Origin of the sequence: Pelagicoccus mobilis, from assembly GCF_016595505.1 — a bacterium.
In the GTDB taxonomy this organism is placed as follows: domain Bacteria; phylum Verrucomicrobiota; class Verrucomicrobiia; order Opitutales; family Opitutaceae; genus Pelagicoccus; species Pelagicoccus mobilis.
On the sequence record NZ_JAENIL010000054.1, the window covers coordinates 1 to 21,716 of the forward strand.

General features: G+C 52.2%; 11 protein-coding genes. 2 read left to right on the plus strand and 9 right to left on the minus strand.

Features of this window, described 5'->3' with window-relative positions; all coding sequences use genetic code 11:
- Positions 1-35 precede the first annotated feature (35 nt).
- From JIN87_RS22475 to JIN87_RS22515, 9 genes are all read right to left on the minus strand, one after another.
- Positions 36-1,685 (minus strand): sulfatase, encoded by a 1,650-nt coding sequence (locus tag JIN87_RS22475; protein ID WP_200357880.1) that lies wholly within the window; start codon positions 1,683-1,685, stop codon positions 36-38.
- Between the two features lie 129 nt (positions 1,686-1,814).
- Entirely contained in the window at positions 1,815-5,591 is a 3,777-nt protein-coding gene (locus JIN87_RS22480) for a TonB-dependent receptor plug domain-containing protein (RefSeq protein ID WP_200357881.1), read from the minus strand.
- 447 nt (positions 5,592-6,038) lie between these two features.
- Positions 6,039-7,460 (minus strand): aldehyde dehydrogenase family protein, encoded by a 1,422-nt coding sequence (locus JIN87_RS22485; RefSeq protein WP_200357882.1) that lies wholly within the window; start codon positions 7,458-7,460, stop codon positions 6,039-6,041.
- A gap of 1 nt (position 7,461) precedes the next feature.
- Entirely contained in the window at positions 7,462-8,607 is a 1,146-nt protein-coding gene (locus JIN87_RS22490) for a mandelate racemase/muconate lactonizing enzyme family protein (protein WP_200357883.1), read from the minus strand.
- Positions 8,608-8,805: 198 nt separating this feature from the next.
- Positions 8,806-11,613 (minus strand): alpha-amylase family protein, encoded by a 2,808-nt coding sequence (locus JIN87_RS22495; protein WP_200357884.1) that lies wholly within the window; start codon positions 11,611-11,613, stop codon positions 8,806-8,808.
- A gap of 69 nt (positions 11,614-11,682) precedes the next feature.
- Positions 11,683-13,659, minus strand: coding sequence for a glycoside hydrolase family 127 protein (locus JIN87_RS22500; protein WP_200357885.1), 1,977 nt, complete (start codon positions 13,657-13,659; stop codon positions 11,683-11,685).
- 29 nt (positions 13,660-13,688) lie between these two features.
- Entirely contained in the window at positions 13,689-15,257 is a 1,569-nt protein-coding gene (locus JIN87_RS22505; RefSeq protein WP_200357886.1) for an MFS transporter, read from the minus strand.
- Positions 15,258-15,301: 44 nt separating this feature from the next.
- Positions 15,302-16,738 (minus strand): sulfatase-like hydrolase/transferase, encoded by a 1,437-nt coding sequence (locus tag JIN87_RS22510; protein ID WP_200357887.1) that lies wholly within the window; start codon positions 16,736-16,738, stop codon positions 15,302-15,304.
- Positions 16,739-16,769: 31 nt separating this feature from the next.
- The gene (locus JIN87_RS22515; RefSeq protein WP_200357888.1) at positions 16,770-18,212 is read right to left on the minus strand and encodes a sulfatase-like hydrolase/transferase; all 1,443 of its coding nucleotides are present in this window, start codon (positions 18,210-18,212) and stop codon (positions 16,770-16,772) included.
- A gap of 419 nt (positions 18,213-18,631) precedes the next feature.
- On the opposite strand from JIN87_RS22515, the gene JIN87_RS22520 reads away from it, so the two are divergent.
- On the plus strand, positions 18,632-19,540 hold the full coding sequence (locus JIN87_RS22520) for an IclR family transcriptional regulator domain-containing protein (RefSeq protein ID WP_200357889.1): 909 nt from the start codon (positions 18,632-18,634) through the stop codon (positions 19,538-19,540).
- 139 nt (positions 19,541-19,679) lie between these two features.
- Entirely contained in the window at positions 19,680-21,701 is a 2,022-nt protein-coding gene (locus JIN87_RS22525; protein WP_200357890.1) for a DUF3857 domain-containing transglutaminase family protein, read from the plus strand.
- The last annotated feature ends 15 nt before the right edge of the window (positions 21,702-21,716 follow it).

A 21,716-nucleotide genomic window follows, 5' to 3' on the forward strand; every position in this document is an offset into this window, starting at 1 on the left:
GGAGCGGCCGTACCACCATAGTAAAAAGAGGAGATTCAGCTACTCGGTGGTTGATTACCTTCCCAGCCAGCGTCGAACTGCTTGATGAGCTTCTTGACCAGCTTCGGACGCTTGGAGGCGATGTTCACCTTTTCCATTTCACCATCCAACTTATAGTCGTAGAGCTCCACGTCTATCGGATCGGCCTCTGGGTTTCTGACATCCTTCCAAAGCACTAGACGGTAGCGATCCGTACGCATGGTGTAACCCATCAAGTGATTCTCATAGAGATCGCGATCCCAACGATCCCCCTGCTGAGCGACGATTCGATCTTCCACTTCCTCAATGAGCGGACCGAAGAAGGTTTCCCTCATACCATGGGAAAGTGGATTCGCCGCCCATTCGCGAAGCGCAGGATTGGGGAACTGGCTAAACGCAGCCCCTTCCCACTCGCGATCTGGATCGTCGAGAAGAGGGACAAAGCTCGTACCTTCCAGATGGTTAGGAAGCTCCAGACCGGCGAGCTCGCAAAGGGTCGGGTAAATATCCACGAGCTCGACAAGAGCATCTGTAGTTTTTCCACGACTACCGGCTGGCATATTAGGCGTCCAAATCATCATCGGGACGCGAGTAGAGATTTCATAGTTGGTCGCCTTACACCAGACCCCCATGTCCCCAAGGTGCCAGCCATGGTCACCCCAAACAATGATGATGGTATTGTCGCGAAGTCCGAGTTCCTCGAGTCCTTCGATCACTAAACCAATTTGTGCATCGATATAGCTCACACACGCAAGATACGCATGTTTCAAAGTCCGCGATAGCTCTTCGTCAAAGTCACCCGCTTTGGGGATTCCGTCACGTACCCGCATTTCAAATGACGCATGTAAGCCCATAGCAGCTCCATCCTTCGGACCTTTTGTCTGTTCTGCGAGTGGGATGTCCTTCGGGTCATACATATCCCAATACTTTTTCGGAGCGATGAGGTCGAGATGCGGCTTGTAGAAGCCCATGCCGAGAAAGAACGGTTTTTCGGGATTCTTCTCCACCATATCTTTCATGGTCTCGATTGCGACCAGGGCGTTGTATCCATCACGGTACTGATGATCTTCCACATCCGCCCCTTCGTAGGCGGGACCTTGAACGAGTCCAGTCTTCGCGATCCCGACACCGTACTTCGCTTCGAGCACCTTCTTGTTGTGTTGCTGGATCTTGCGATTTTCCGGAAGTGCGTACGGGTGGAAAGGCTTTCCGACTGTCACGCGCTTGACTGCAGGATCTCGACTCCAGGAGAACTCCCGATCGGAGTGATCGAGATTGTGGTAGATCTTCCCCACTTGAACCGCTTCGTAACCATTGGCTATGAAGTGCTGGGAGAGTGTGAGAATGTCAGGGCTCGATTCACGAAGCTTCGCTCGGTTTTCAACAACTCCAATGCTATCCGGACGAGCTCCCGCCATCAGACTGGCACGAGACGGCCCGCAAATCGCTTCCTGGCAATAAGCTCTGTTGAAGAGCAGACAGTTGTCGGCCAGCTTGTCGAGATTCGGAGAAATCGCCACTGGCGAACCATAGCAACCAAGCTCCGGACGCAAGTCGTCGATCGCAATGAATAGAACATTTGGTTTGTTAGCAGCTTCAGCGTTGCTCGTAGGAGCGAGGCCACTCGCAAGCAGAACGGTTAAGGTTAAAATAGTCTTCTTCAGCATTAGACGATTCGATTCACGATTCTAATCATAAGTATCCAATAAGCAATGTCGTCGGCTCTTTGCACCCGAAAGGGCGTACCCGGTCTAGCACCAGATACGCCCCTGACTAAGAACTTCTAAATCTTACCCCTAAAATTCGAAGCTATTAGAGAATTGAACAAGGAACGGCGGATCCCAGCGTACAGTGGACGCGGTGCCATCGAAGTTGGCTCGGACTGTAGTGAGATTGTCGCTACCGTGGTTGTTGATGTTCTTGAGGTGGACACGTGCATTGTAGCGCACCTTGTCGTCCATGATCTTTTTGCTGAAACCGGCATGTAGGTCCACATAGAGGGCATCGTCACCCTTCCATGGACGTGACACGTCTGGAACTTCAAGCACAACGCCTGGAGACACCTCGTAGTCCATGAGCGGGTAACCGATCGCGCCCGAGCTCTGCCAACGTACCGCGCCACCTACTGAGAAGCCCTTGAACTTGCCTTCGGTGAACTTGTAGTTGGTCACGAAGTTCGCGCTCCACTCACGTACTTCGTTAGTGGATGAACCTTCCTGAAGTTTCTTCTGGAAGTAGCTCATCACGTGTGGCTCGAACCAGCGGCTAAATGGCGCCCCACCATTGGTGTCGTGAGACTGCCAAAGCGTGTAGTCCTTGATGGTGTTGTAGTGCGGGAAGAAGGAGTTCATCAACTTCTCCGTCAATGGGCCAACATTGCTCGATATCGACTTAAGCTGAGTCGCGTTGATAGCGATACGCCAGTTGCGAGTCGGGTTGTAAGTGATATTCGCTTCATAACCCTTGGCTACACGATCTTCCGTGTCCTCAAGACCTGGATACCATTGCTGGAATTGCTGGATACCGTTTGGACGCATGACGAGCAGACCGTTGTCCAACTTGCCTTGCTCCCAACCGTCGTCGACGATGAACTGCGTGGCTTCGAGCACGTTGTAGGTGCGAGAGATGTCGAAACGATCGTTGCCAGCACGTGGGTGAGCTCCACCATTCGCGTTGACGTCGATGATGCCGTTTCCATCTGGGTCATCAGAAGCGATGTCCTGCAACGCCCAGTGGCGAGCGCGGATGCCCCAGTTAACCAATTGGTTGAGCGTGTTGCCGAGACCCGCAGCGGTGTTGTTCTCGATGGAAGACTGGAACCAGTTGAATCGAGCGACCAACTTGTTCTCGTTGAGGCTAACGGTGAAACCTACGTCTTCACCTTCACCAATCGGAGAAGAAAGAGCCTCGAAGCTGTAGTCGGAGCCAGTGACGAAGGTGTTGCGGCTCGCATCTGGTACGAAGTTCTTGGAGAAGTTGTAGTGGAAAGACAGACCTGTTCCATCTGGCAGGCTGAAGATACCCAAATCCTTAGGCATGTGAAGCACGCCGCCGTAGCCGAATGAACCGTCGCCCGATGGACCCTTGTCAATCTCAGTGAAGATCGCTCTTTCCGGATCGTTAGCGTAGAAGTACTCTGGATCGATCATGAGAGTGCGGTCGCCGAGATAGGAATCCGACAACTGACCTGCAAGAGCAAGATCGTGCTTCTCTTGAGCAAGCGTATTGAGCCAGTTCTCCACAACGTCTTCGCGGTAACCGAGGTTGGTAACGAGATGGTTGTTGAAGAACATCGACTGGAGATTGATCGCCCAGGATTCAACGACCGTTTCACGAGTGCTGTTGTTGTTGGTTGGTGTCCAACGCGAGTCCACATGACCGATATCCCAATACTCACGGCGGTCGCCGGTGTACCAATCTGGCTCGGTACCATAGTGGTTTGAAGGGGGATCACCGTAGTTGGTTTCTGGAAACAGAACTTCTCTTTCCGCTTCGCTGTAGCCGGTGGTCATCCAATTAGAGCCTTCCGCATCTGGACCGAGATTCCAGAATGTAGTGCGAGCAACAGGATTGTGGTCGAGAAGGTTCGCTCCCGAAGCATCGATGATGATGTCATTGATGTTAATCGGCGTATTCGGATTGAAAGGATCGTCGATGTAGGTCTGAAGAGCTGGCCCCATGTAGATCATCTTCGAAGTACGACGGTATCCACTTGCTGGATCATCACCATTGCTGGTGCCTACTTGCCAACCGAGATTGAAGTCATTCGAGTAAGTCTGGTGGCTAGTGTGCGCCGTGCGGAAACGCTCCGTGTATTCATCTCCCAATGCGGTCATGGTATGAGAACCGAGCCACTTGAGGAACGAATCTGAATGCTTCTCCTCGAAGTCGTACTTTACGAACGCAGTCGCGCGGATCGTCTCTCTCTCCTCGAAGGAGGTGGAGCGATTTGGCTCAGTGACGTAAAGCGGGCGTCCATAGTTCGGATTTGGCATCGCCTCCGAAACTACGTTTCCATCGAGATCCGTCTTGAACGAACCGTCTGCATTGAGAGCCGGCAGCGGTAGAGTCTTGTTGATGTCGATCAGGAATTCGCCCTTCCAACCATTGAAGTTGGTGATCGCGTCGTTGTTCATCGTTTCACGATCGAAACCGATCTCCACACCCGCTTGTCCGTCCCAGAAAATCTGCTCCAGAGAGAGATTGTAGGTCTGGAAGTCGTGCGAGTAGAAGTCTGTGTTGCCGCCGAAGTTGCGACGAGAGAAGTCAAATCCGTCGAGCGATGTGAACCCCTGAGCAGGTCCGCCTACTGGACGATCATCTTCCAGACGGGCGTTGCGGTAGAACATCATCTGAACCGCGCCATCGGCCATGCCGCCTGGCGAACCGTCAGCGAGAACCGCTGGGTCCCAGAAAGGATCGCCCGGCAGGTCACCGTTCGTCTCGTACTGGTTGTTCGCGATTTCAGGCTGGAAACCAAAGCTCGGATTGCCTCCGTTGGCACCATCGTAAACCATCGCGTAGCCCCACATGGAGCCGTTGCTCAAAACAGAACCTTGAGCGCTGTCGCGGTTTACGAACTGAGCAGCCGCAGCTGGATCTTCCGCATAGAGCGCATCCCATTGCGCCTGATCGGGGCCTTCCGAATCACCAAAGTGCTGCACGTTGTAGAACAAGTCGACCGGTGTGCGGTACTTGATGAAGCTATCGAAAGCCTGCGTCGGCAGGAGCGTATCAGGAGCGTTGCCCATGATGTCGCCATCCTCGAAGTGAGCGCGGAAAGTCGTGTTTTCGAAGGGCCTGTAAGTGATCGCTCCGAAGTAGCGATTGTCGTCGCGGTAGGACGGATCTTGACGGTAGGTCTTGTTGTTCACAAGCGCCGCCATGCGGACCGCGAGCTTCCCTTCAATCAACTCGCGATTGAAGTTCAATGCAGTGCGGAAGCTTCCTTCGCTATCCACATCAACATCGACTCTTGATGTATTCGAAAAGTTAGCACGTTGGTACCCGGTATTGATCAAGCCAGCTGGCGACCCAAGACCAAAAAGCATGGAGTTCGCGCCACGGTTAATGTCAACACGGTCCGTATTGTAGCTCTCCATCGGAATGTTCGTCTTGTAGTAGTTACGAACGTAATCCGGACGACCAATTCCACGTAGACGCGTATTCTGGTGAGGAGCGCGGCGAGCCGAAGTGTTGTCGGCCTGGCCATCCTGACCACCCGCAGAGTGTCCTACAAAATTGCCTTGGCTACCACCAACTTCACCACCAGTGGTGTATTGAAGAAACTCTTCAACGTTGCTCGCACCGACGTCATCAAGGAAGTCCTTGGTAATGACTTCGATGGATGTGCCCACGTCCTTGATGTTGGTGGCGGTACGGCCACCTGCCAAGGTTTGCGATGCACGGTATCCTTCGTCCTGCGACCCATCGACAGTGAAGGGTGACAGTTCAAAGATTTCTTCTTCTTCATCCTGCGCATATCCAATTTGCAGGGCACCAAAAAGAGCCGCCGACACGAGCGACCACTTCCTGAGGCAATATCGTTTATTATATCTAGTTTCGTTTTTCATTTATCCCTGGGGTGTAATTCAGTTGCTGGAAAACAGAACCGCGTCAGACGGTTAAAATGAGCGCTGAGGCGTAATCCTTCGATGCATACAGCATCCACGTTAGGAAGACTTTCTCAGAGCAATAATGTCGAATGGGTGTTGTCGGTTCTGGGGTAATTGGATGACTCGAACAGAGTGATCATCCAGTGGGTGTATTATTCTGACTGTGCCCAGTATATAAACTTTTGGATACCCCAGCTATGCAATTTTCAACTTGGGCCATACACTTTTTGATTCAGCTCCCTCCTGCCAACGTAGCACTTTGTGCTAGCGAATGTTCAAAACTCGTAAAACACCATTAAACCCCTTAGGAACACTTGCTGTAACACCCCAAAAGACGGAGCCCTCTTACCTGGATAACTCCAAGAAAGAGGGCTCTCACTAATTGATTAAGAAAAGCGCAATGTGCTAATCGACGAGCACGGATACCCGTTTTAGCGTAAGGTACTCAGCAATGCTGTAGCGGGAACAATCCTTCCCCACGCCACTCTGCTTCAACCCGCCATGAGGAAGCTGAACCGAGTAATGAGGCTCGTTCACACAGACGCTTCCCGACTTGATGTCGCGTGCCGCCTTCAAGCCCTTTTGCATATCCTTGGTGAAAACGTAAGCCGCGAGTCCAAACTCAGTATCGTTCGCAAGAGCGATCTCGTCATCACTGTCTGAATACGGGATAACTGGAAGTACTGGACCAAAGATCTCCTCCTTGGCTATGCGCATGTCGCAAGCTACTTCACTGAGAATCGTCGGCTCCATGAAATAGCCATCGCCCTCCAAGGCCTTGCCGCCCGTTACGACATTAGCTCCATTTACGATCGCATCCTCGACAAGACCGATGACCCGCGAGCGCTCCTTTTCATTGATGAGCGGTCCCATGTTTACGCGACCGGCACGGGCTGCCGCAGCCTCAAGAAATCGCTCGTAAACAGACTCGTGCACAAAGCATCGATTAGGCGAGACACAAACCTGACCTGAGTTAGCAAACTTTAGATCAACAATCTTGTTCGCAGCCTCTACGACATCGGCGTCTGGATACACGATTACAGGAGCGTTTCCACCCAGTTCAACGGAGAAATGCTTGATGCTCGTGCATGAGGACTTCATGACTTCAAGCCCACCCCGAGTCGACCCAATCATGGTGACGAGTTCAGGAATATCGCTTTCCAACAGGCCTTCCGTGACAACGTGGTTGCCAGCTGTAATCACATTCACAACCCCGTCGGGGATACCTGCCTCTTTAGCAAGGTAACCGACTTCAAGAGACGCTAATGGAGTAACACCTGCAGGCTTGATAATGGTGCTGCAACCAGCCGCGAGAGCCGGTCCCAATTTGTATCCAACGTTCAACAACGGAAAGTTCCAAGCAAGGAAACCAACGACCACGCCGAGAGGTTGGCGTTGCACGTAGTGAAGAAAACGGCCATCGGGATCATGCAATACTGGCTGATCCAATCGCTCGACCTCTTCCACAAAGAAACGCAAGCAGGTCGTCAGCATGCCAAAGTCGTACTCGGCATTTTCTAGCGGCTTGCCTGTTTCTTCCATCAACAAAGAAATCAAACGATCTCGGTTATCCTCGAGGATATCCGCATAGCGCAAAATAATCTCCTTGCGCTCAGCAGGAGACTTAGCGGACCATGCCTTGAAGCCACGCTGGGCTGCTTGAAGAGAGAGCTGAATCGATTCCGGATCGATGTCCGGCACGGAACCAATAATCTCACCCGTGCTTGGATTCTCAACGTCGAAGGTCTCTTCAGCAAGGACCTGCTTCCCGTCGATCAGCAGTGGGTAGAGCTTAGTTTCAACTTCAGGTGAAATAGTTTCTGACATGTTAAGTTTCTGTTTTTTGGATACAGAAGGATTCCATGCGCTCTCGATCCGGCTCTACACCGAGTCCTGGCACCTGTGGAACCTCAACGACTCCATTTTCGATTTTGAGGGCTGTTACATACATGTCGTCCCGCATCGGGTTGGGGGTATTATCTACCTCCAGTAGGGGCTCCGGAGATTCAGCCCGGCCTGGTTCAACATAGTTGCTTGCTAGAAAGTGTGTCGCGCTGGCGAGATTGAGCATCGTTCCCCACGAGTGCGGGACCGTATTGACTCCATGCGATGAAGCGATGGCACGGATCTTCACCGCTTCAGAAGGCCCGCCGCAGTAGGCGAGGTCAGGTTGGGCGATATTTACTCCGCCCGCCGATAGCAGATCTTGAAATCCCCATCTTGTTTGTTCGCACTCGCCTGTCGCAATGGGAACATCAACCTTTTCGGACAATTGACGAAATAGGTTTTGGTGCTGCGGTGAAAGTGGTTCTTCGAACCATGCATAACCACACTCGTCGAGGACGCGGCCCATTTTGACCGCCTCTGGCAAGTCGTAAGCATGGTTAGAATCCGCCATCAGCTGCGTATCCGGAAATGACTCACGCATCTTGCGCACCTGGCGCTCGTCGAAAGACATATTCTTTCCGACCTTTATCTTCATCGCCCCATAACCACGATCAACATACGTGGCAGCTTCCTCTACGATGATGTCGAGCAGTTCATCCTCGGATACCTTTCGGAAGTACATACCGGTCGCGTAGCAGCTCACCTGCTCACGAATCCGCCCCCCCATCAACTCAGAGGCCGACGCTCCGAGCAGCTTTCCCTTCAGGTCGAGCATCGCCATGTCTAGGCCAGACATCGCTCCCATCATTATTCCTTTGCGGGAGAAGTCCAAACCCGCTCGCCACATATGCTGCCATGCGGCTTCATTTCGCGTTGCATCCCGCCCGATAAGAAGTGGAGCGTAAAACGAGCTGATCGCGGACTGAGTCACCTCTGAAGGACCATAACACTCGCCCCAGCCAACCGCGCCCGAATCGTCCACAATCTCTACCAGGAGATTGTTACGGGTGTCGTAATGCCACTGCGAAAAACCGAAGGATTCTTCGAGCTTGTGCTGCAAACGGTAAGTGTTGATGCGTTCGATCATGTGTTGGGGAAATCCTCTCCCCTCAGCGGGCAGAGCTAACGGGGTACCCTAAACTATCACGATGCCGCTGTCCTTGATATGCACTTTTCAACTTTGGGTATACCAGTTGTGGCAGGCACATTTTGTTTTCGCTTACTAGAGGCCGCTTTCTGGGGAGAATTCCCCCTATTTTAGGCGTTTTCAGGACTGCCAGCTCCATTACTCGACGTTTTCGAGTTTCACGCGAAACAGGATCAGTTCGATCTCCCCGTCAGTCACTTTATGACTTGAGACTTCTAATCCTTCGTAAGCGGATGGAGAAGAGCTCTGCACCTCCCAATCAGAGGTCCACACACCGGCTTCGATATCCTCAGTCCACTGGGCCACATAGTCGATGTCCCACCGGTTATGAGAAGGCCTCACAAAGGTAAAGGTAATGGACCCGTCCTCATTGATTTGCGTACGGGGGCGATGTCCACGAACCAAGGGGTCAACCGGATCGCCTCCAAAAGCATACTCTTCGAAATCGACCACCCCATCTGCATCAAAGTCAGCGGCAAGATCCCCGCTCAACCCATGTTGCTCGACTAAGGCCTGCCAAGCACTCGTACCCTGCTCCCGAAGCAACAATACCTCGTAGGGGTCCATAGTGAAGTTTTCCCCGTACTCCCGACCAGTAAGCAGATCAACAAGGACCACCTCGTCGCCATCTCCCGAGGAAAGTTCCACCTCAACAGAGCGAAGCCCTTGGCTTACATTGATCAATGAAAAGGTCCGCCGCCCTACACTCGCCTCTTGGTCTTGGGTGAGCAACACCCCGTAAGCCGGATTCGCGTTTTCGTCCTCGACTGTCAGCTGGACCGGCAATTCCGGAATCACGCTCTGCAAAAGAGAGCCGAAGGAATCCGCCATACCCAAGACCTCACCAAGCTCAAGCTCGCCGAAAGGAGTAAACCCGAGCTCCCCCTCTCGCAGCGCGCCGAGTTCAGTGCGAGCAAAGCAATTGTCAGGATCAACCAATACAACGCGCCCTCCCGCTTGGGCAAACGCTTGGATGCCTGCAAAGTCCGCGTCGGAAACGTAAGCCGTTGAGGGAACGATCAAGGTCTGGGACTCGATCGAGACGCTACCCAAGCGCTTTGGAGTCGTGAAACCGACTGGCACGTTCAGGATCTTCAGTGCTTCATAGACATCGATCAAATTCTCCGGGTACTGCCCATCTTGGATCGCCGAATCCTGGCTGTAGTAGATTATGTGATACCGCTCGCTAGGAACGACTGAATCAACTGCATTTCCATGAGCATTGAGTTCCTTGAACGCCCGACCGAAGGCATCCATCTGGATTGGTTGAAAATCGGAAGTTGCCAGGTATACGGACGCACGGACCGATCCATCCGAGCGACGATTCCAAAGCCAAGCATTCATCGCGTTCAAGCCGTTGGTTCCCGCAAGCCACAAGCCGGCTTTGACAAACTCAGGTGGTAGATGAAAGTCCAACCAACGCCCACCGGACAGACCATGCCACTCCGAATCGAAGAAAGGCTTGTTGGGAGCGAGCGACTTAACGAAGTCCAACATGATCGCCTGTGTTCTCCACTCCAAGATCCACCGATCCTGCCAGTCGAGATTACGCCGCGTATTGTAATGAGCCGTGCTGGAGGACATCTGGTTATCCGTCCCAGGGACATCGACCAAATCGACAACGTACTCGATATCGATTCCCTCATCGACAAAGTCCTGATGAATTGATCCCTCGCCCCATAGCTTGATGTGGGTCTTCCCCGCAGGATCCACCGCTTTGACTTCGTCGTTCAAGAACTGGAACCATTCGTTCACACGATCCATGTTGAACCGCATCCAATCGTACCAGACCGGCCCACCACGATAACTGTTAGCCAAGGGAATCGTGTATGTCGCCTTAACTGACGCAAAGTCGGCGTGCGACGTTCCGTAAACAGCGTTCAACTCTGTGATGGACGTGTATTTGTTCTGCAACCACACCCCGTACTTATCCATCGTCAGATCAGAAACCCCGTGACTCGCATCGCGGCCTCCTTGTCGAATTGCGAAGTTCGGTTCGTTTGAGAGCATGTGGATTCGCTCCGAATCGCCGAGACGTGCAGACTGATCGCCAAGCATTTCATCCAGCAAGGTCTCGATCCATTGCCTAACCAGAGGATTGTCGATGTCGTAGTCGGTAAACTCCCGCCCTCCTCGCTCGAAGACCTCCGGGTGCTCAATCCGCGCCCAAGAATCAGGTTGCACATAGTGCCCGAGAAACGTCTGTAGCGGCAAACGATTCGCAGCCACCTGATCCTCTATCGATGAGTGCAACAAGGTTCGGCGCCCCTCACGAATCGTTGTAGCAGACTCCATATCGGAAACAGCCATGTACTGCTCGCCCATGCGACCGTACGCTTGGAGCAGATTCTCCTGAAACTTGCCCCAAAAGAACTTGCTAGGAATAACCGCTTTCCCATCACGCTCAAAACGCCCTCCTGCGACTCTCGTATTGCCAGAAGCAAAATCGGGAGGAGCTTGCAATATAAGTTCACCGTCGATTTGCCTCTGCAGTTCGGCAATCGCCGCATCCGCAAGTTCAATACAATCGGCTAACTCATCAAAGGGAACTCCTTCCGCCCCGACCGGATCGCGGTTGCCGAGAAAGCTCCTCGCTGAGTACATATCTTGAATGAACTGATTGTTCTCCCGATCCCAAATCGCTATCACATTGCGATACTCATCAAGAGTCGCCAGCGACACCTGGGCATAAGCAGTGGTATGCCCGGCCTGTTCCGCCTCATCCATCTTTGCCACAAGATCGACTCGCTTCGCATCAACATCGCTTAACAACTGCGTGAACGCCGCATCTGTTGTCGGTCCGTCGTAAACGCCAGCAAATGAGAGCTGAGCGAAAACAACAAAGCAGATTGCAACTAAGGCAGGGCGTGACCGCCGGGCACGCCGCTCTGCATTCGGATGGCTTGACAGTCCACCCCTACCGAAATTCGGGTTATCTAGGCACATAGATAGAAATAAGGGGTTGGTTCGGGCCAACCCCTTGTATCAATAATTCAGTTACTCCTTGAGAGGCAATCAGCCCCACAGAACCGGCATGAACACCGTCATCTCAGCGTCGCCACGGTTACTCCAAGCAAAGTAGGGGACCAGCTGCACTTCCTTCTTTTCCCATTCAGGGCGATAAACCGTGCGATACATTCCATTGAGAGAGCTTGTACGCAAAGAAACCTCGGCGTTGATAACAGTCACCCCTCCTAGGAAATCTGGCTTCACTTCAATTTCACGCTTCCCGTCGAACGGCAGGTAAACATCGGTGACTCTTGTATCCCTCGGCAGATCTGGGGACTCGACACAATACACGACAGGACCGCGCTTTATCGCGAGTTGATTACGAACCTCTTCAATACGCTCGTGGCCTTCCACCAGAGTGATGTCCATAGGCATATAAAGTTCGATCACATCTCCCGCACTCCAAACACGCTCTATCTTAGCGAACTTGCCTGGGACGGCCTCTACGCCAGCTTCTTCACCATTGACCTTGATCGTAGTGCCTTCCGCCCAATTCGGAATACGCAACAGAACCTCGAAGGCTTCGAGCTTACAAGCTTCAACAGTTATCTTAACGTCTCCATTCCACGGATACTCTGTTTCCTGCTTAAGTCGCAGTTCCGATCCGTCCTGCAATTCGGTAGTGAGTTCGTTACCTCCATAAAGGTTCACAGAGACCCCATTTTCCGATAGGCTATACGCCCATGACGCAGACTGAGCCACAGTGCGTACCAAATTTGGCGGACAGCAGAAACAATACAAATACGGCAAACGGTCAGAACTCTCCGTATTCATCGTCGAGTAGTCACGAGCGCCGTGAATCTTCCGCAAAGGATTAGCGTAACAGTAATGCGTCCCGCTAATGCTGATTCCGGACAAGCCACTATTGTGCAGAACCAACTCCATAACATCAGCGTACTTCGACTCGCCATTAAGTCCCAACATGCGGTAGCTAAACATCGAGTTACAGATATTCGCGCACGTCTCGTTGTAAGCAGTCAAATTCGGCATCATGTACTCGTCGAGGAAGCCTTCCTCAATCTTGTCATGACGGCTAGACGCGCCGTAGTGGGTCTGCCCCACCGCTCCGGTGACGTACATCTTCTTGTTCACGACATTATCCCAAAGACGGTCGAGCGCATCGAGAAGCGCCTTCTCACCAGTCTCGGCATACACATCGGCAGCACCAGCATAGTAGTACAATGCCAAAACAGCGTGGCCAACCGCTTCCGTTTCCTCACGAAGCGGTACGCGCTCCTGTACCATATCACCAATCGGGTAACCCTCAGTGGATGGCTCCTCAACGATCTCCGACTTGCCACGGTTATTGATAAAGAGCTCTGCGAGTTCGAGGAAGCGTTTGTCTTTAGTTGTTCGATACAATTCTACCAAACCCATAATCTGAGTTTGGTTGAATCCGAATCGTCGGAGATGCTTGGGATTCGGGGAGAAGAGCTCGTAGAGCAAGTTTGCGTTCTTTAGAGCGATCTCAAGCAAGTTGGTCTTCCCAGTCAAACGGTGGTGCACACACGCTGCCGTGTAGAGGTGACCGCAGTTGTACATCTCATGATACTTGCGGTTCGAGAAATGCTCGATCCCATTGATCTGGATGTGCGTATGCATATAGCCATCCTCACACTGAGCTTCGCCTATGATCTCAATGATCTCATCAAGATCATCGAGAATTCCCTGATCTTTATTGGTCGCGTAGATATAGGTAGCCGCTTCCATCCATTTCAGGAAGTCTGCATCATGCCAATACTCACCGAGATGCTCGCCTTCCTTCCGGCCAGCTGCGATCTTGAAATTGTTTAGACCATGCCCGGTATCCCCCTTGAGGATTTCACCCATGTGCGGCACCATCACCTCTTCGCAGACCTTATGCTTGTCCGCCCAGAAGCCACTGGTCCACTTACAATCTCCGAAGTTGATGTTCCTCAACTTAGCGTGCGGACTTTCGGAGTTATCAATAACGACTTCGTTTTTTGAATACACAGAACTCATGACGAATAAATATAAATAAGGGTCAGCGACTAGCCTCCGTTCGTATAGGACGCTTCAATTTCTTCAATGGACATGCCCTTCGTTTCCTTAAGCGTGAAGAACATGATCAACAGGCCGACCGATACCGTTGATGCGTAGAAAAGAAAAATAGAACTCATCCCCATATTATCGAGCTGCCATGGGAAGAACCACTGCACCACCGCGCTCGTCACACTGGTAATGATCGTGAAGAACGGGATCGCAATCGCTCGAATAGATATAGGGAAAATCTCAGAGAAAAGCACCCACATGACCGGCCCTACCGAAAAGTGGAAGGCCGCTACAAAACTTAGGATGCCAACCAGCACCAGTACTGCGTTCATCTTAGTTGAAGATTGCTGAAGAGCAGCCATGTGGTTGGCGGCCTCCTCTTCACCGAGGGCTTCCTTAACCGCTTCCTTAAACGCGATGTCGTTTTCGAACTCTACCCCGGCAAGAGCAGCTAACTTGTCGACATTCGGCACATCCGACATCTCGGCGATGGTTTCTTCGGAAATCGTATAACGAGCCTGCTTAAACGCGTAGGAGCATACACCGAGACTGGCAATGATCCAAACCATACCCCAAATGATCAAAGGGCGACGACCGAGCTTATCGACTAGGAGCAGTCCTAAAAATGTGAATACAATGCTATTCAGACCCACCCATACAGATTGCGCAAACGCAGCGTTCTCACCGATCCCGAGCTGTTTGAATACAGTCTGAGCGTAGAAGAGAATCGCATTGATGCCGGTTGTCTGCTGAGCAATTCCCAGGGCGAAAGCGATCACGAAGATGAGCCGCATGCGTTTGCTGAAGAGCTCCTTTAGCTGCGAAAGCATAGAATGATCCTGAGACGCCTTCTGCACACTCGCGGTCATCTCCTGGATATGCGGCTCGATTTCGTTTTCTGGCAGGATCTTGCGAAGTGTCTTCTTCGCATCCTCGACTCGACCTCGCAGGAACAACCACGATGGGCTTTCTGGAATTCCTATCAGCAAGAAGAACCAAAGAAGGGCGAACGGGATTTCGGATCCAAGCATCCACCTCCACGTATTGTCCGCGATGCCCAAGGAAGTGACCCACTCCGCTCCGGAGGTGGACCAGCTGTGGATCATGTAGTTGATAAAGTAGGCTCCCGAAAGACCAATCACGATATTGATCTGAATCATGGATACGAGCTTACCACGTAACTTTGGCGGAGCGATCTCGCCAATGTACATCGAGGCGAGCGATATCGAGCTGAATGCCAAGCCGCCTAAGAAACGAGCTGCCACTAAAACCCAATAGCTAGGAGCGAAAGCGGAGGCAACCGCTGAAACCACATAGAGGATCGCGATCAGGATAATCGCTTTTTTCCGACCAAAGTTGTTACAGATGATCCCCATGAACGGGAGGGCCACCAAGACACCCCATGCGGGAGCGCTAACTGCGGTACCCAACTCCAACGAGCTCAAGTTAAACTCCTTGGTGATCGAATCGACCGTTCCGGCGATCAAGGCCGCATCGAGGCCAAATATAAGGCCTCCCATCGCCACGATCGTGGAGTAGATTAGTGCATTCGTCTTACTAGAACTCATTCGTTTGCTTGCTTGGGGTTTGAGGAAATTTTGAATACGGGGATTTAGTAGTCTTCAGCAGGAGGCTGGCGGAACTGATCCGCTCGGCGTGCCGACCAGCCTTCCTCCTGGCGACGCAAGAGGAACAATGGACGTTCAAGAGTTTGCTCCCATTCGAAGTGCTGACGGAAAAGTTTCTTAACGAGCTCGGGCTGCTGAGCCGCCAAATCGTTTTGCTCTCCCGGGTCCTTCACGATATCGAAGAGCTCTGCAGGACGATCTGGATAGCGGATTAGCTTCATGTCACCATCACGAATAGCGCCCCTACCCTCCATTTTCCAATGCAATGTCTGATGAGGACGTCCCTCATTCTTTCCAGTTAGGTACGGTACCATGTCCACACCGTCCAAAACCTCGAACTGGCTGGCATCTCCGCCACCGGCATTGATAAAGGTAGGCATCAGATCAAGCGTGATCATCGGCTTGTCATAAACAGTACCTGCAGAAAGCACCTTCGGCCAAGTGATGATACCAGGAACACGAAGACCGCCCTCCAACTGAGTTCCTTTAACCCCGGCAAACGGATAGTTGCTGGAACCGTTTTTGTCCATCGGGCCGCCGTTATCATTACTGAAAACGATGATGGTATTCTCGTAGAGCCCAAGCTCTTTCAGCTTATCCATGATTTGACCACAGGCCCTATCCATGGAGAGCGTCATCTGAGCTACCTTACGACGATCTCCTTCGAGTTGAGGAAACGTGCCCTTGTCCTTCGGGTCCGGGTGCATCGGTGTGTGTACCGCATTGAAGGATACATAAGCGAAAAACGGCTTATCTTTGTTTCGCTCGATGAAGTCGCAGGTCTCGTCCGCGAGGACATCCGTGAGGTAGCCCTCGTGTTCCTTGTAGTTTTCGAAACCGCGTTCCATCCAATTTTCGTGCGGCTCTCTCTTCAATTGCTTTTCAGTGTAAGGAAAGAAACTACGCGCCCCGCCACGAAAACCATAAAACTCGTCAAAGCCGCGCTTCAATGGGTGATAACGATCCGCCACTCCCATGTGCCACTTGCCAAAGACCGCAGTCCGGTAGCCGATATCCTGCAAATACTTGCCCATCATAGGAACGTCCGTCGGCAATCCCATTTCATCCCCGAGCAAACCACTGTGAGGACTCATGATTCCGGGTACATTGATTTCTTCGAAACCAAAACTCTGCTGATAACGCCCCGCTAGCATGCCAGCCCGTGAAGGCCCACAAGTCGCGCCAGTCACGTAGAAGCTGGAAAGCAAAACGCCGTCGGCGGCGAGACTATCCAAGTGCGGTGTCTTGAAGTGCTTGCTGCCATGGAAGCCAAAATCTCCGTAGCCTGCATCATCCGCAAACAGGAGGATGATATTCGGTTGCTCTGCGGGCTTAGCCCATAAACTACCCCAAGGGCCAGCCAACAGAGCAACCATGTACAAACCTACGATACCTAATCTAGAAATTCTTGTGCGTTTCATTTCAACTGACTTTTCTGTACTTAAATTATAACTACTTAGATCCGAACGCTTCGTCATAGCGCGGCATCTTTTCCTTTTCCCACAAATTCATTTCCTCAACAGAGTGAAACCACAAAGGCTCAACATGGGTGGCCGCCCAGCGACGGATCCCGGCTTTCAACTCCTGGAGCCTTTCCGGATACTGCGAACTCAGGTCTTTCGACTCCGCTTTATCCTTATCGACATTGTACAAGCGCCAGCTCCCACCTTTCATGTCCCAAATCGCTTTCCAGCTATCACGGCGCCCGCTTATCTCGCTGTGGTCTCCTCTGTGACGGACAGCATAAACCATTTCGCCTCCACGGGGGCTTTCGCCTTTCACAACAGAATCCATCACGTCGACCCCATCGAGGATCTTACCATCCGGAGCTACCGTCTCCGCTAAGGAAACGAATGTCGGATAAAAGTCTAAGGTCGTAACAGGATAGTCGTACACTTGGCCAGAAGGCACTCGCTTCGGCCAATGGAAGAACATCGGGACGCGTATTCCTCCCTCCGATACACTCCCCTTCCCTTTTTTCAGCGGATAATTGTTCGCGCCCAACGAGGATTTGCCACCGTTATCACTCGTGAAAATAATCAGAGTATTTTCAAACTCGCCCGTCTCCTTCAACGCATCGACCAGCTTACCTACACCTCGGTCCACCGCAGCCATCATGCCCGCATACTTACGACGTTTGACGTCCTTGATGAACTGATACTGCTCCATATCTTCTTCCTTGGCCTCGAGCGGACTATGCGGAGCATTGTAAGCGAGATAGAGGAAAAACGGCTCCTCCTTTCGAGAAGCGTGAGAGACGAAGCGAATCGCTTCTCGAGAAAGACCATCGGTGATATACTCGGTCTCATCCACTTCCTTACCGTTATGCTCCAAAGGAAGCAGGTACTCATTGATCGGGCTCTTACCCGCTTTCAACTGACGTTCGTAAATCGGCTTGTACTGCTCAGGAAAGTAAAAATGCCCGCCTCCTAGGAAACCATAGAAGTCGTCAAAGCCACGCATATTTGGATGATACTCGGGCTCGAAGCCAAGGTGCCATTTCCCAACAATTCCCGTAGTGTATCCAGAGTCCTGCAAAACCTTGCTGATGAGAGTCTCCTCAACAGGAATGCCCAGCTTGGAGGATTCTTCGAAGTCGTAGGAAAGGGGAGCCAAATTATAGGGTGTACCCATCGGGTGCGGATACCGGCCTGAAAGCAAAGACATGCGGCTCGGTCCACAAAAGGGGTGAGCGACGTAAGCCGACGTGAACAAGGTTCCTCCCTCGGCAAGCTTATCCAACTCCGGTGTACGAATGTCCTTCGAGCCATTGAAGCCTAAATCTGCGTATCCAAGATCATCGCACAGTATGATCACGATGTTTGGTCGTTCATCAGACGCTGAAGCAGTAAGCCCGAGGGCCAACATGAATACAACTGCCAGTTTTCTAATCATCAAAATTCTGTTCGTTCTCGCTCCTTAGCTCCGTGTCCGAACATTCCACTGAGAACTGTTCGCTATCAAGCTACGCAAAAACGCTATGCAATACAGGGGTGTGTTCATCGGGGTAGCTAAAGTAGTTTTTGGAGTTTTGCAGCTCCCGGCCTAAATCTGAGCATTCAGACGAGGCCAAGCAGCTGAGACTACACTAGCGCAAAGCCGCAGCATAGCCTATGCACTTTTTGATGCTCCGTATTCCACATTCGGTGGGGCGCGTGGATCAAAAAGTACACTCGCATACACTCGAAACGCGTCACCCCAGAGGGGAGTCTTCACTTTTTGGCTTTCGATTTACAGATTCTGAAGTATATTCGCCCACAAACAGGTACTCTTATCTGCACGAAACGATTGCCACTACCCCTCGTCGAATCCCTATGAACATTCAGGAACCGGAAAGTCAAAATCTACTCGTAGAGAACATCTTAGACATCCTCGCCAACCTTCGCGACACCACCGGAATGACTTCCGCCGTCGCCATGCTCAGCAAGGCAAAGACCGAGGGAATCGTACTCGCCGCGCTTGGTGGTACTTGCGACCACTCCTACGTTCCGCGCGTGGGTTCCCGATTCCAGCTTCATTGCACCGCACCTGGCAAAGCCTTGCTCGCCTCGCAACCTCGCGAGGAACGCCGCCGCATCGCCACTTCCATAGAATACACCCAGCTCACCTCTCGCACGATATCGAACGCGGAAGACTTCATCAGCCTCCTCAAAAAAGAGGAGGGCCAAGGCTTCTCGATAGACGTCAGCGAAAATGTCGAGGGCGTGAACTGCGTCGCCAGTTGCGTGCATTCGCCCAACGGCATCCCCCTCGCCGCGGTCTGGATCACCGCCTTGTCGATCGATCTTCCCACTTCTCGGCTGGGAGAGTTCACCCGGACCGTGCTCAACGCGGCCAAGGACATGGAACTGCGCCTGCAAAACGCACAGGAAGACCCCAATTTCCACGCCAACGCCATCGTCGAGGAGGCGAAGAAGTTCATCGATCAGAACTACGTCAACGCCGACACCATTCAGGACTACTTCGACAACATCAGCCTAAGTTACAGCTGGTTTCGGAAACTCTTCCGCGAAAAGTACGGGATCGCCCCCATGCAATACCGTCAAAAACTTCTGCACGACCGGGCGCTGAAGCTGATCACCAACACCCGCCTCAGCATCAAGGAAATCGCCTTCCAGCTGAACTTCGATTCGCAGAACTACTTCTCCCGAGCCTTCAAGAAGCAGTTCGGGCTCTCACCGCAGCACTACCGCGAAAAAGCCCGGTCCCGGATATCGGGCTAAGCCCCCGTACCCGTCGCCCCGAAGCAACGACGGGCAATAGCGGTAAATACGATCTTGCGCTTACTACTATTTCGCTACCCAATGTAGGTACTATCCCGCAGATGCGATCACCGCATTCCCGAACCCATTGTACCTACCCATGAACCGAAATCACCTGTCCCGATCCCTATTCTGTCTCCTCGCCCTGGCGCTTAGCATTCTCGATCTCAACGCCTACAAATGGGACGAAATCCTCCCTGAGGATTTAGCCGCCACCGAATGCAGCTTCGATCCCGAAGCTCCGGCCGAAGTTCTCTACAAGCAGATCATCTACGACCTAGTCGACAATAGTTCGATTCGCGACGCCAAGACCTCCATTCGCGTCATAAAGTACCATCTTCGTACAAAAATTTATGACAAAAGCGCCTTGGACTACGCCCGCCGCACGCGTTTCTGGTACAGCGACTACTTCAAAGCCTCCGCCATCCACGCCCGCGTCATTAAGGCAGACGGCAGCTACATCGAAATCGATCAAGAGGACGTCGTAACCAAGGTCGACAGTAAAACCAAAGATCGTACCCTAAAATCAACTACGATCTCCATTCCTAACGTAGAAGTTGGAGACATTGTAGAATACAAATACCGCATCACACTCGACGAGGGTTACTATTTGCCCAAGGACGATGTAAAATTCCAGGAGGAGTGGCCCATACGAAAACTCCACCTGAAAATGAAGCCCTACATCTACAAGGGGGATGGCTTCAAGTGGACCTCTCACCGAACCAACAAATCCATGAGCAAGGGCAAAAACGGTTTTTTCGAGATCACCCTGGAAAACCAGCCAGGCTACCCGGAAGAGCCCCACCAAGCTCCGGATAGCGACGCCAAAGCATGGTTCGCCTTCTACAACGTGAAGTCGCTCGCAAGCGGGGACGCCTACTGGAAAGGCGAGGGCAAACGACTCCACAAGCAAATGCTCACCCAAACCAAGGAATCAAAAACGATCTCCGCCAAGGCAGCAGAGCTCACCAAAGGCAAAGCCTCCGAGCAAGAGAAGCTCGAAGCGATCTACGACTTCTGCCGCTCCGAAATCGTCAGCCTCTACCACGGAGAAGCCGACCGGCTCACTCCAGAGCAACGCAAAGAGATAGACAGTAAATGGACCGCGAGCAAAGTCCTCGAAAAAGGATTCGGCAACTCCAAGAACATCAACACCCTGTTCTGCGCCCTCGCCCGCTCGGCAGGGATTGACGCTCGCTTGAGCCACTGCGCGGACCGAAGCGACTACTCCTTCACCAAAACCATGGAAGAGGTCGATATAGCCCTGCCCCACACCATCGTCGCCGTCAAAGAAGAGAGTAGTTGGAAATTCTATAATCCAGCCGCAAAATACATCCAATTCGGTCAGCTAGACTGGATACACGACAACGTGACCGCCCTCGTCCCCGATAAAAAGAAGCTGCTGCTCGTCAAAACCCAAGCAGCTTTACCCGAACAAAACGCCAGCAAAACCAACGGTAAATTCACACTTCACGAAAATGGCGATCTCTCCGGATCCATCGAACTCATAGCCAACGGAAACCAAGGCCTCCGCCTCAAATACCTGCTAGACGACAAGAGCGAAGAAGACCGCAAAAAAACGCTCCGCAAAGCGCTCAAAGAAAATTGGCCCAACGCGAAGATCAACAACATCATTGCTCAAAACGTTACCAGCACATCCGAACCACTGCGTATCAGCTGCGAACTTACACTCCCCAACTACGCAGAGTCAGTCGGCTCCCGACTCTTCTTCCAAGCAAACGTCGACGCCCGCTACACTGAACCGAAATTTCCCAGCCCCACCCGAAAGACAGACATATTCTTTGACTACAAGTACCTCGACGAATCCTACTTCGAAATCGCCCTTCCAGAAGGCTACACCCTCGAAGCTCCCAGCGCTCCCAAGCCATTCATCGTCGAATATCTAATGAGGTACGAACCCAAGCTTTCCTTAAAACGAAAGAGCAACACCCTTGTGTACAAGCGACTATTCGAATTCGAAGGCAACCGCTACCTGGAGAGAGCCTACCCGATCATCAAAAACGCCTTCGACGACCTTCACACCCAGGACCAACACGCGCTAACGCTCAAAATGCAAGAGGTCAGCACCTCCACCAACAAGCCAGAAACAGGCGATTCCTAACGCCCCATCGGCTAC